The 12,388-nt window shown below is 56.4% G+C and carries 11 protein-coding genes; 7 read left to right on the plus strand and 4 right to left on the minus strand.

Annotated elements, in window-relative coordinates; all coding sequences use genetic code 11:
• Positions 1-224 precede the first annotated feature (224 nt).
• The 3 genes from NTX17_04655 (at position 225) to lnt (ending at position 2,868) form a co-directional block, all read left to right on the plus strand.
• Positions 225-797 carry a hypothetical protein gene (locus tag NTX17_04655; protein MCX5800658.1) on the plus strand — a complete coding sequence of 191 codons (573 nt, stop codon included), beginning with the start codon at positions 225-227 and terminating at the stop codon, positions 795-797.
• A gap of 16 nt (positions 798-813) precedes the next feature.
• Entirely contained in the window at positions 814-1,014 is a 201-nt protein-coding gene (locus NTX17_04660) for a hypothetical protein (protein MCX5800659.1), read from the plus strand.
• A 303-nt stretch (positions 1,015-1,317) separates the two neighbouring features.
• Complete coding sequence (gene lnt, locus NTX17_04665; GenBank protein ID MCX5800660.1) at positions 1,318-2,868, plus strand: apolipoprotein N-acyltransferase; 1,551 nt, start codon at positions 1,318-1,320, stop codon at positions 2,866-2,868.
• Here lnt and NTX17_04670 read toward each other — a convergent pair.
• The 4 genes from NTX17_04670 to NTX17_04685 are packed head-to-tail and all read right to left on the minus strand — an operon-like array spanning position 2,865 to position 8,242.
• Complete coding sequence (locus tag NTX17_04670; GenBank protein MCX5800661.1) at positions 2,865-3,632, minus strand: HEAT repeat domain-containing protein; 768 nt, start codon at positions 3,630-3,632, stop codon at positions 2,865-2,867. The two genes, lnt and NTX17_04670, sit on opposite strands and share 4 nt — an antisense overlap.
• 49 nt (positions 3,633-3,681) lie before the next feature.
• On the minus strand, positions 3,682-5,280 hold the full coding sequence (locus tag NTX17_04675) for an amidase domain-containing protein (protein ID MCX5800662.1): 1,599 nt from the start codon (positions 5,278-5,280) through the stop codon (positions 3,682-3,684).
• Positions 5,281-5,307: 27 nt separating this feature from the next.
• On the minus strand, positions 5,308-6,030 hold the full coding sequence (locus NTX17_04680) for a hypothetical protein (protein MCX5800663.1): 723 nt from the start codon (positions 6,028-6,030) through the stop codon (positions 5,308-5,310).
• Entirely contained in the window at positions 5,972-8,242 is a 2,271-nt protein-coding gene (locus NTX17_04685; GenBank protein MCX5800664.1) for a C25 family cysteine peptidase, read from the minus strand. Before NTX17_04685 ends, NTX17_04680 begins: the two co-directional genes overlap by 59 nt.
• Positions 8,243-8,726: 484 nt before the next feature.
• On the opposite strand from NTX17_04685, the gene NTX17_04690 reads away from it, so the two are divergent.
• From NTX17_04690 to NTX17_04705, 4 genes are all read left to right on the plus strand, one after another.
• Positions 8,727-9,518, plus strand: coding sequence for an energy-coupling factor transporter transmembrane protein EcfT (locus NTX17_04690; GenBank protein ID MCX5800665.1), 792 nt, complete (start codon positions 8,727-8,729; stop codon positions 9,516-9,518).
• A 55-nt stretch (positions 9,519-9,573) separates the two neighbouring features.
• On the plus strand, positions 9,574-10,335 hold the full coding sequence (gene truA, locus NTX17_04695; protein ID MCX5800666.1) for a tRNA pseudouridine(38-40) synthase TruA: 762 nt from the start codon (positions 9,574-9,576) through the stop codon (positions 10,333-10,335).
• A gap of 38 nt (positions 10,336-10,373) precedes the next feature.
• Complete coding sequence (fsa, locus tag NTX17_04700) at positions 10,374-11,030, plus strand: fructose-6-phosphate aldolase (GenBank protein MCX5800667.1); 657 nt, start codon at positions 10,374-10,376, stop codon at positions 11,028-11,030.
• Between the two features lie 63 nt (positions 11,031-11,093).
• Positions 11,094-12,377: a trypsin-like peptidase domain-containing protein gene (locus tag NTX17_04705; protein MCX5800668.1), complete on the plus strand. Its 1,284-nt coding sequence runs from the start codon at positions 11,094-11,096 to the stop codon at positions 12,375-12,377.
• Positions 12,378-12,388 lie beyond the last annotated feature (11 nt).

Raw genomic sequence — 12,388 nt, forward strand, 5'->3', positions numbered from 1 at the left:
GTGCGGACATCTACTCGGTCACATAACTCGTTGATGGGTGGGTAGGTAGAGATCGGGGTAGTATCACAATATTAGTTACGTTCCGGCACGACTTGTGCGATACAAGAAGATTGGCGCGACCAGGTCACAGTTTGCAAGTCTCAAGATTGAGGTATCAGCTCGGGGGGAACCTACATGTTCAAGGGTGTTGTGGGTCGGACCAGGGTTGGAGGAAGGAGCGAGGGATGAGGAAAATGGGGTCGGTAGTTCTGCCGTTGATGGTTGTTTGCCTAATGGCGTTGTGGGCGCCGTGTGGTGATGGTGAGGCTGGTAGGCGTGGTGAGGGTCTTGGGCTTTGGTGGGCGCCGGACAGTGCGTGTGCGGTGCGTTTAGCTCAGGTGGTTGGCCTCGAGAGGATAGCGAGACTTCTGGAAGGAAGGCCTGAGAAGGTTGTGGGCTGGTTGATGCTTGAGCGCATGGTGGAGGATGAGGGTGAGTGGTTCTGGATCCGGGTGAGGATGAAGAATGTTAAGAGCGTGACATTCACTAAGAGTACGAAGATCGTTGTGACAGAGAGGGACGGGAGGCGTGTAGAGAGTGAGGGAATTTTCTTCTGGCCTGATTATCACCAGACGAGCCTGTATGACTCGAGAGAGATGTGTGTCGTGGTGGGCAGGAGTTCTGTGTGGCAGGGACTTGACGGTCTTGCGCCTACGGGGTGCGTGAAGTTCGCTGCCGGCAGTGTGAGGGTTGGTGATGTGAGGGGTTTCGAAGTCGTGGGAGCGATCGTGGATGTCGGCGGGGGAGAGACTAGGTGAGAGGGGGTGAGTTGGCATGAAGGGTGCTGTTGTGGTGCTTTTGTTGGTGCTGCTCTTGGTGCCCTGTGTTGCGAATGCGGTGGACGCGGTCGGGTGTGATGTGTGGCTGGAGAGTGGGAACGTGGTCATGTGGGCTGCGTGTCACGTTGGTGAGTGGCTCCGGTTCAACGAGGCGACGGATGACCTGCTGTGGGAGGTTGGGTACGTCGGGCCGTAGTGCGGCTGCTGCACCAGGAAGGCCGGCGTGAGCCGGTCTTCCTGGTGCAGCGTGTGTGTGTTTGACGTGTACAGTGATGGCAATCACCTGAGACCTGCCCCTGTGGGTCGACGAGGCTCGCTTCATGGTGTCCTTCCGCAACCAGAGGCCAGGGCGCGCAGGTCACAATCAGGGCGTCCCATTTTGTCCACTTATTTCCTTTAGTCCGAAGTGTGAGTCGTGTAGAATGGGGATGCTCTCGTTCTCGTGCCGTCGGTCAGCGATAGAGAAGCAGAAGACAAGAAAGGTGTTGAAGCGAGCCACGTGTTGCAGCCTGCATTTTTCCTCTTAGTTTTCGCGGTCCTACTTTCCCTCACGTTTTTCCCGTCAGGCCTGGGCTTTCTATCTTTTGTGGCGCTAGTGCCTCTTTTCAAGGCGATTCTCCAGGGCGCGACCGCCGGTGGCGAAGGAAGGTGGAAGGCGCTCAAGCGAGGGTTCTTCCTGGGATGGCTTGGCGGGGTCATGTTCTTCGGCATCACCTTCTATTGGATACCGCTTCTGCCCGGCGAAAACGTGACGGTTCCATTCATCATGTTCCCGGCATACCTGGTCATGGTGGGGTACCTGGCACTCTACCTAGGGGTCTTCGGTGCGCTTCTTAGGCTGACCTACGTGCAGGTCACAAGAAAGGTTGTTCTGCTTGCTCCGTGTCTCTGGGTTCTGGTTGAGCTCTTGCGGGCGAGAGGCGCACTTGGCTTTCCGTGGGCGAGTCTGGGGTACAGTTTGTGGCAATATCCCAGCCTGATTCAAATCGCTTCCGTCGGCTCCGTCTATGCGGTAAGCCTCATACTCGTTGTCGTCAACGCGCTCCTGTACGATGCAGTTGCGAGAAGAATCAAACCCGTTGTGGCAGTCCCCGCCGCACTTGCGATCGTGGTCCTGATGCTGCTCTTTGGTCAGGTCGCAATCCATTCCAATCCGCCCGCGCGAGAACTCACGGTTGGCCTTGTTCAACCGAACATGGCGAGCGGAATAAAGTGGGATCCGAGATTCAGGCAACACAATCTCGACGTTCTTCTTGAGCTCACGGAGCAACTCGCCTCGCAGAATCCGGATTTCATTGTCTGGCCCGAGACGGCGGCTCCTTTTCACCTGAGGTACGAGCCCACCTACATGAACCTGCTGACCCGCACCATCGATCGTGTGCGCGTTCCTCTCTTTCTCGGCTTTCCTGACGCTGTTCCCCAGGAAGACGGCGAGCTGGTCTATTACAATTCGGCCGGATTAATGATGCCCGGACTCGGCCTCGTCAAGAAATACGACAAGGTGCACCTGGTTCCTTTTGGGGAGAGAATACCTTACGACGACGTGTTTGCATTTCTCAAGAGAGTGGACTTCGGAGAGGCAGATTTTGGGGTAGGAAAGGAGAGGACCGTCTTCAGCTTGAACGGCGAGAAATTCAGCGTCCTCATCTGCTTTGAGTCGATATTCCCCGAACTGGTGCGCTCGTTCAAAGCGGAGGGCGCCGATTTTCTCGTCAACATCACGAACGACGAATGGTTCGGCAGGAGCGCGGCTCCCTATCAGCACGCTTACATGGCCGTGTTCAGAGCGGTCGAGACCAGGTCAAGCATCGCGCGCTGCGCAAACACAGGGATCTCGATGCTCATTGATCCTTGGGGAAGGATCACGTTGAGGAGTGGCCTCTTCACCAGGGAAGCTCTCGTGGGCAAGATCAAGATAGTGTCGTCAGAGACTTTCTTTACGAAGCACGGGTTCCTGGTCCTGTGGCCTTTTGTGGGTATCGCAATTCTGGAGTGCGTCCTGGCTCTTGTCGGTGGCCGGAAGCTCAAGGCGAAGAGACTTCCTATTTAGTCGGCGTCTTTCCTCTCACGAATCCTGGTCAGGGCAGCACGAGCCGAGTCTCGGACCTCCGCATCATTGCTAGCGAGGGCTCTCTCTAGGCCGTCAACTACTTCCTTGCCTCCTATCTCCTCGAGTAGCTTGAGGGCAGAAGCTGACAGACGGTGCGGATACTCGGCCACCAGTCTACTTCGCAATGACTCTCGCATATCCGGTCTGTCTAGGACACTTTCCCAATCCTGCTTCTCAAAATCCTTTTTCATGAAAAGATCAAGCAGAGTCGGTAGGACCGTGGTCCTTTCGTTGAAGTCTCTGGCCAGGACGGATGCGGCCGTGAATCTATTGCCTATGTTAGGATCCTCGTTCAATGCCCTCATCAGTACTGGAACCGCTCGTCTGTCACCAAGCGAGCCAAGGTTCATCATGATGTCGCTTCTAACCATGGCAACGGAATCAGACTGCACGGCCTCACATAGCGTTTCGACTGCTCTTAAGTCATGAAGATTCGTCAGAGCCAAGGCATAACTGGATCGCTTGTCCGGGGTCTCTCCCTCTTTTACTGCCTTCAGGTATCGTTGAAACTTCTTCTCGCTAATCTTCCTGACCGCGTTTGCTGCAGTTGCGGGCTTCTTGGCCGCTGAAGTAGTGTCTAACACCAGTGCCGTATCGCGGCCATCAGAACCGGCAGAGGGTCTGGCCTTCTCGGAGGACACAATAGCGAAAGCAAGCAACGTCACAGTGATTAGTGCGGTTGAAACAACTCTCAAGCTCTTCAATGGTATCACCTCAATCCATTTGGGATTAACTTGTCGATTCTGCACAATCCTACCGAATTAAGACGGTTTTTTCCACCCTGCAGTCTCTGCCCCTACACAGATGGCATAGGTATAGCCCCGGTGCCAAGCGTGAACCGCCGTCATCCCTTCCATCCCATATGAGACTCTGCTCGCCTGCCTCCCTCCACTCGTTGGGGAACGTTCGAACGATCCGCCCGCTGACATCAAAGATAGCAATCGAGACTTCGCCTGGAGTACTCATCTCGAATCGGATGTGCGCGGCGTTTGAGAAGGGATTCGGGACCAGACAGGAGCTCAGTATGCCACTCGCTCCGGGTAAGAAGGCCTCGGCAGTTGCTATCGGCCATGTCGTCCCGTCAGTGAACGCAACATCAAGTCGATACGCGTAAGGCATGCCGGGCTTCACACTGCGATCCACATATCTAAAATGCTGTTCGGCGCACGAATCCGCCGCTGTCCCGTTTGCAGGAACCTCGGCCAACCATACGGGCTCCTGTCCTTCAGGGCCTCCATAAAGTCGGAATCCGGTCAGATCTGGCATGAGCTTTGCGACCCAGCTGAGCGTAATCGCGCCACACTCTGGTGTTGCCTCGAAGTCTTGCGCGCAGATTTCTGGGTTGTTGTCGCAGTCTTCGTATGTATCGGTCCTGTAAGAAACGTTATCGTATTCGTTAGTCTCAGCCCAGTACCCGATGTCATCAACGCTCATCTCGATCGTCTGATCCCCAGTCGCAGGTATCAGAATCGCGTAGTCCTCCACGGCGCCCGTCTGGTCGTACAGGAGCGCTCGAATTGGGAGCGGTGGCCCCGCGACAAGGGTCCAGCCCCCGTTTGTGTAATAGTAAAGTCTCACATATATGGTATCCGGGATATCGCAGGCTATATAGTTGCCTATGCGCATATCTGCGTACGTATAGCAGGGAGTGACGTAGAGAGGGGTCTGTGGTGCGCTGCCGGGAGTACTGGATAGGACCAGGGGTTGGTTCAGGGACGGCGCAAGATTTGCCGTAACGCCAGCGTTCGATGGAATATGGTAGCACGTGGCGAAATCAAAACCGTTCAGAATGGAGCCGAAAGCGTGATGGTACCTCTCACTGGTATGCGAATTGATCAGAATTGTAGTGCCGCTCCGGTACGTGACAATAGCAGCGTGTGCGTATTCATCGTATTCATCGCCGGTGCTCTCCTCGTCGGTGCCGAAGACCCCGAAAATAACTACATCGCCAGCGACAATATCGTCAGGCGGGTTAGTAGCGCTGTCTACTCTATGCGGGGTGATTCCCAGTGAGCGTAGAAACGAGTTCAGATTGTCACAATTGTGGATGGAGTGCATGTCCTCGCAAGCTCCCAGGTAGGTGCGAATGTAACCAGCCATCAAGCATTGCGACACGTAGTTGGCGCAGTCACCGCCGGTCTTTGTATAGTCGTGGAAAAATTTGTTACGAATACTCTTGTCTTTCTCGTTTGGGTCTACCCACTTATCTGCATATCGCACCGCCTGATAGCTGTTGTAGTAATCGGCACCCACACTTGTCGCCATCACTGCCGACAATACGAAGAATAGACAAAGTGAGAGCCCTGCGCAAGTCCTTGATCTCTTCCAGGGGGTCACCACAATAAATGTCACAATATTCACCTCCTCGAGACGCGAGTACTACCTGATAAACACAACCTTCTTCGCTGCTTCCTCTTTCCCGAACCTCGTGCGGCAGAGGTAAACACCGCATCTCACTGTGTTACCGGCCTCGTCCCTCCCATCCCATTGGAGGGTTTGGTCGCGTTGTTCTGCATTCCCGTCGAAGATTCGCCGAACGAATCTTCCTGCGCAATCGAATATGTCTACAGTAAGCCTGGCTGTCCGCCCTCTGAGGGAAACCTCCAACTTGGTACTCGCAGCGAAGGGGTTCGGCACACACGAAGTGATTGCCACTGCAGTGTGGACTGCTGCGGTTTGCTCTGCCTGAAGCGTTGCGTAGCCACCGTAGGAAGAGAAAAAGATCTCCCTCACTTGTCCGGGAGACGGTTCCTCGAACGGGAAAGCCAAGGTGAGGGTCTGGCCCGGTCTGAGCTCGACGCAGCGACTATCACAACTGGCAAGCTTAGAGAGCATGCTCATGCCCAACCCGCTCTGCGTCGATTGAGTTGCCTCGCTTGGCTCCAGGGCACGCGACGTGAAAGGAACGACCCTTCGCTTGTACAGCGCGACTTGGTCAATTTCGTGTTTGCCAAGCCATTTGATTCTGAGGCCGAATTTCTCAACCAGAGGTACAGTGGATTCGTCAAGCTCTACCAGGAAGGTGGACGTGTTCTCCCTCGGTCTAACGAGGCCGATAGTGCTCCATCCGCTTCCATCGTATTGTGGAACCTCTACCGTCAATCCTCTCTGTGAAAGTCGATTGCGCCACGTCTGATACTGGAGGGGAAGGGTCACAATCCTCCTCGCACGGAAAAGGTGGCTTTCCGCTCGCGACAAGGAGGATGCCGTCAAATGGTGCCAAACTCTCTTCTCCGTTGCCCGTCACCGCTTCGAGGCTTTCAGCCGCGTATCCTTCAAATCGGACTCTGAGCCAATCGTCTGCGACTCCCTCGCATGTAGCACCGTCATTGGACTGAAGCGTCAGCGAGCTCGTGGCGGAGGAAGAGGCGTCGATTATGAGAGGCGGAGCGTTGAGGGTGTAAAGGAATGGTCCTCCGTCCTCGGCGAGGCCAGCGTGTAGATCCAGAGTCTCGTACGCGCCAAGCACGTAGGCTCCGGGCGGAAGTGTGGTCGGATGATCCACAACCGTCAGCTTGGCCTCATCAATCCTGGAGACTTCGCTCTCGAACTCGGCGATCTTTAGCCAGTACTGACCATCCACGGGTTCAAGGTCACCTTGGATCAGATAGTGATCCTGGCTCATGGCAATCTCTGTTCCTTCGGAGCCGCGAAGTATGCTGTTGTCGAGAACATAGCCGAGCTTGTCCCTGACAAGGAGGAAGGGACATCCTCCTGACGGAAGGGTGATGGATACTCGTCTCCTCTCCGTGTCGCTTCTATTGGTCTGGTCAAGCACTGAGACGGTCAGAGTGTCCCACGTCGGCTGCGTCACGGACGGGGCTGTATACGTGACCCAGTTATCGTGCTCGTCAGAGATCGATCCCTGCCGAGCTCCCCAGGCAAGCTGAAAGAAATCTCTGGCCCCGGGATAACAGTCAAAAGTGCCGTTCCTGTCTGTCCAGTCGACGGACACAGCACAGCTCGCGCCACTCTCCATGCGAACGGGAAGCCCATCAATAGCCGTTATCTCGGGGGAGTAGTTGCGGGCCCATATGAGGGCCGGGTCGCCCAGAAGTACATACTCGCGGATGGGCCAGAGGAGGTACGGATATGCGAGCTCGGCATCGATCTTGGCGCGCCTGAAGGCCTCTCCCACCGGAAGAGACTCGTTGAGAAAGAGCTGATCTAGCAGCTCTCTCATGAGCATGTGGTTCCCCGCCTGATAGGAGGCGCCAGACGCAGGGCCGACCCAGCCTATCGCCCCCTTATTCTGGGCGAACAGGAAGGCGTCAGCCAGGGTAACATCCCGGTCGCCACATCCCGATGTCTGCCGGCCGAAGAAGGAGCCGAGTCCACAAGAAGCTCCGATCACAAGCGGGAAATCCTGGGTGTTTGAAAGCTCCGCAGCATCAAAGCACCAATCATGGCCTTGGCAAGAGCAAGGACCCTCAAGAGATAAGAAATCCACGAAGAGGTTGCTACTGGCTATAGTGCCCATGCCCACAATTAGCGTCTTCCCGTCTGTATTCCTGTTTATCTCCTGAAGCAGAGCGGCTTTTCGTTCGGCCCAAGTGTCGTACTCAGGCTCGGAGGCGTAGAAGGCAAGCTTGTCCCAGAAATAGGAAGAAGGAGTGTGATTCGTCAACAAGTCTTCCACTGCTTGTCTCACATAGGGACCGGATACAAAATTGATGTTGTTGTCTTCCGCCACAAACAGCAAGTTGTCTTTCCAGCGATGTGAACCGTACGCGCCCTCGTATTCAAGAACCTTATTGACGTAGATTGTCACTTCCGTACTGGTTCGGGCCGGCAGGCGGCCTATGGCCATCTTGGGAAGGCTATCGTTTTCGCCCACGGACACAAACCAATCTTCCCAGGCGATCCTCACGGGCGTCCCACTGAAGTCGAAGAAAACATAATGGCTCGGTATGAGGTCCCCAGACTGTGTGGTGTCATAGTTTGCGTCGCCCACGAGAAACACGAATCGAGGGCGTACGGCCCAGTTGTCGTATGCGTACGAGAGGAATTCCTTGATGCCTTCAGCGCCAGGCGAGAATTCAGAGTAAACCTCTGATGTAGCTACAGCGAGTGCCCTGTGACCCCCGCCTCCTCCGCACGGAGAGCTATCCTGCCGGTGTTGCACGAGCGGCATTGCTGCCTGAAGAAGCTCGTCCGGGGCAAGAAGGATGTAGTCGTAGGCATTGGTTGAGTCGCTCAATGCCGCCGAACAGAGGCTACCGAGGGCAAGAAGCAAGAAGCCTGATGCAGAGCCGTAGAATAAGCATACGCGAATGACCCGGAGAATCGTTGGCGTTCGTCGCAGGGTCATCATGCTCACCCCCTTCGACAAGTCCCCCGCAGTGCGAGAGGGAAAAACGACAAATGCAAAGCAGTGAGCCAACGCGTGTTGGCTCGCGCACGTGGATGAGTGATGGAGGGACTAGGGTTGCATCTGCCGTAGCTGACCCAATGACCTCACGCTCCACGCTACTACCTGTCGCAAAATGTGTCAATAGTTGTTTCGTGACCGGCAGCACGGGAGGAGGCCGGACAGCAAGGGACCGTGCGGCTTTGTCTTCGTGGCCGGCTAACTCAAAGTGTTTATTGTCGGTAGCCGGTGGGGGCAGTCTTCACACTTGCGTTTGACACGCCACGGCCGCATTGATATAGTAGCCTGTTACGATCGAGGTCATCATGTCGGCCTGAGTGGGAGTCATCAGTTTCGGCTCGAGTGAAGAAGACTTCTAGCAGGGAGGGGTTTTCAGTTCACGCTCGAGCGTGAAGCGGCGACTTGCCTGGCCGGGCGGAGGATTCCATTGCTGCCGCAGAGTCCCATAGGAAGGTACGTCGACACGGGCTCGATTGTTCACTCACTCGACGCTCGCGCAAAGAGCGTCTGCCTCTTGTTATTGCTGGCGGCCTGTTTTTCGATTCACTCGCTCTGGTCGTTGGGTCTAGTGGTGGCGCTGTTTCTGACTGTCACGATTTTGTCGCGTCTTCCTTTCCGAACGGCCATCGGAAACGGGAGACTCTTGCTCCTGTTCTTGGGCTTGGCCGTGGTATTCAACGCCCTCTTCTGGCAGCCCGCGAGCTCCGTGAGCTTGTTTGTCATGCCCCATCCGCATTTGGCGGGCCTCGTCAGGGGCGCATGGGCAGGCGCAAAGCTTATTGTGATGATGAGCTTCGTGAACCTCTTCTTACTCTGCACTGCACCCGAAGAGTGTACGGAGGCAGTGGCGTTCTTCCTCTCTCCGCTCAAGCGAATCGTCCGTGGTGTTGCCGGCGTGCCCATGGTCGTGACGATCGCTTTGAGGTTTGTGCCACTCGTACTGGCGGAGGGGAACAGGATCATGATTGCCCAGCGCGCGAGGGGAATGCGGGCGGAACGCAGGCTCACTGGAAGAATAAGGGACTTGAGGCCGCTCGTAGTGCCTCTCTTCAGAAGCGTGCTCACGAGGGCGGACCAACTCTCCGTCGCTCTTGAAGTGAGGTGTTTCGATCCCTCCAGGCCGAGGCGAAGCGCCTTCGCGAGGAACTTCAGTCTGAGAGACGCTGGTGCGCTCTTGTGTTGTGTCTGCGTACTCGTCCTGGTGAGAATCCTAGGGTAGCGGGCGAGAGTTTTTGGCTGACCGGTGAAGACTCTTGGGGTAATGGTGACGGCCGTTGGATGAATCGCCGAAGTGTCCTGCTCAGTTACGAAACTTGAAGCTCGTCCTCGAGTACGACGGAAGCGAGTTTCACGGCTGGCAAATTCAGAGACGCGAGCGCACCGTGCAGGGCGTCCTTGAAGAAGCTCTTGCGCGACTGCTGGGTTCACCTCACAGGGTGGTTGCGGCCAGCAGAACGGACGCGGGAGCGCACGCCCGCGGGCAGGTGGCGAGCTTCCACACGAGAAGCGTGATGCCGGCGGGCAGAGTGATGCTGGGGCTGAACGGAATATTCCCCGATGACGTGGTGGTGAGAGAAGCCGGCGAAGTCGGTCTCGACTTTAGCGCCAGGCGCAGCGCAAAGAGCCGCCTTTACAGCTACCGTGTTGTGCTCGGGCCTTCGGCTCTTTGGAGAGGGCATGCATGGTCCGTCCGGCGCCCCCTCAAGCTTTCGGCCATGGAGGAGGCCTGTCGTGGTATCATTGGTCTCAGAGACTTTCGCGCATTCTCGGGAATCCCGGAACAGGGAGACAGTACTCTCTGCACCGTGATCGAGAGCGCCTGGCGGGAATGGTCTGGAGGTTACGTTTTCGAGATCGAAGCTGATAGATTCATCATTCACATGATCAGGACCCTCGCCGGCACGATGGTCAGGTTGGGAGAAGGGAAACTGAGTGTCAATGAATTCGTCGAGGCGTTGCACACGAGAACAAGACCAAAGCTGGGAATGACGGCGCCGGCGAGAGGGCTCTGCCTCGAGGCAGTCAAGTACGATTGAGGGCAGCAGCGCGCTTTTCAAGCAACATGGAGGTGGTCATGAAGTTTTTCGTCGATACTGCAAACGTTGGAGAGATTCGTGAAGCAGCGAGCATGGGCATACTGGATGGTGTCACCACGAATCCGAGTCTTCTCTGCAAGGAGTCGGGCGAGCCTAGAGCCATCCTCAAGGAAATCTGCTCGATAGTGGACGGTCCGGTGAGCGCGGAGGTCGTGGCTCTTGACAGAGAGGGGATGGTGAGGGAAGCGCTGGACCTGAGCAAGCTTCATCCCAACATCGTGATCAAGGTTCCCCTCACAAAAGAGGGCGTCAAGGCAATAAAGGAACTGGGTGAGAAGGGTGTTCGCACAAATGCCACCCTGGTCTTCTCGTCCAACCAGGCGATACTGGCCGCAAAGGCCGGCGCCACGTACGTGAGCCCCTTCATCGGCAGACTGGATGACGCGGGTCACGTGGGCATGGACGTAATTCGCGAAATCGTGACGATCTACGGGAACTACGGCTTCGAGACGGAGGTAATAGTTGCGAGCGTGAGAAGCCCGCTGCAGGTCGTCGACGCCGCTCTCGCGGGGGCGCCGATAGTGACGGCGCCTTTCAAGATAATCGAGTTGATGTTCAACCATCCACTGACCGAGCTCGGGATAAAGAAGTTCCTGGAGGATTGGGACAAGATACAGAAAAGATGCAAGACCTGATGCGCCGTCGCGGCGGCTTTGCTGCCATTGCCAGCCGGGGGCAGCCGCCTGCCAGGCGCGGTCTTGGAAAGGCAAGTAGTCGTGGAAAACAGTAGAAATCGCACGGTAATCGGCCTCGCAATAGGGCTGCTGTCGATCGGCGTTCTCGTCCTGGGGATCGCCATCGGCAGGGCCAACATCGGCAAAGGCGCTGGGGACTCATTGCTGAAAGGAGGTCCAGAGGCTGCGGAACCGTTGAGACTGGTGACGCGGTCCAGTGACGACACCCCCGCAGGCAGCATGAGCACTCTCGACATTTCGCGTGATGTGGATGATTCGAGGGACAACGCGATAGTGCGCGCTTCGAGAATCGCGGGCCCTTCCGTGGTCAGCGTCAGCGTCATTCAGACCTTGGTCGCAAGAGGGGGACCCTTCTTCGGTCAGTCGGGGGACGATTTCTTTGAACAGTTTTTCGGCGACGTTTTTCCTCCTCGAGTGTACCGCGAGCGCATACCCAGCCTGGGTTCCGGCTTTGTCATAAGCGACAACGGCTACGTTCTTACGAACGAGCACGTCGTTCACAGCGCCGAGCAGATAAAGGTGACACTCCCTGACGGGAGGCAGTTCGACGGCAAGCTTGTGGGCTCGGACTCCAGCTTCGATCTCGCAGTGTTGAAGATCGACGCGAAGGGATTACCGGTCGCCGTTCTCGGCAACTCGGACGACATAGTGGTGGGCGAGTGGGCGATCGCCATAGGTAACCCCTTCGGCTTTCTCTTGAATGACCCGAGCCCGTCTGTCACTGCCGGTGTGATAAGCGCCCTCAAGCGGGACGTGAAGTCCACCGGTCTTCAGGGAGGCATCTACAAGGACATGATTCAGACGGACGCGGCGATAAATCCCGGCAACAGCGGCGGCCCACTCGTGAACGGCAAGGGCCAAGTCATCGGTGTGAACACGTTCATTTTTACGCAGAGCGGCGGGTCGCTGGGAATGGGGTTTGCGATACCCGTGAACATCGCCAAGAGAGTCGTCGAAGAGATAATCAAATTTGGAGCGGTGAGGGGTGTCTGGGTTGGAATATCGGTTCAGGACATCACTCCCTACGTCGCCTCGCATCTCGGCATCACCGACACGCACGGAGTGATAGTGGCGCGCCTGGAGCAGGGTAGTCCTGCGGACAAAGCGGGTGTCAAAGCGGGAGACATAATCAGGAAGGTCCAGGGGCAGCAAGTGAACAACTCGACCGATGCACAGAGAAGCATCTTCGGAGCAGGTGTGGGCGACGTAGTCGTTCTCACGATAGAGCGCGATGACAAGAGATGGGACGTCAAGCTTAAGCTAGAGGAGGTGCCGAAAAAGAGCTAGCTTCAGGCAGG

The sequence above is a fragment of the Candidatus Eisenbacteria bacterium genome (genome assembly GCA_026388185.1).
Classification (GTDB): Bacteria; Eisenbacteria; RBG-16-71-46; order JAFGJU01; family JAFGJU01; genus JAPLKG01.

What these genes read in the sequence shown, in the direction of transcription:
- NTX17_04655 (MCX5800658.1), top strand. Translation starts at nt 225, where the DNA reads ATGAGGAAAATGGGGTCGGTAGTTCTGCCGTTGATGGTTGTTTGCCTA.
- NTX17_04660 (MCX5800659.1), top strand. Translation starts at nt 814, where the DNA reads ATGAAGGGTGCTGTTGTGGTGCTTTTGTTGGTGCTGCTCTTGGTGCCC.
- NTX17_04685 (MCX5800664.1), bottom strand. Translation starts at nt 8,242, where the DNA reads ATGATGACCCTGCGACGAACGCCAACGATTCTCCGGGTCATTCGCGTA.
- fsa (MCX5800667.1), top strand. Translation starts at nt 10,374, where the DNA reads ATGAAGTTTTTCGTCGATACTGCAAACGTTGGAGAGATTCGTGAAGCA.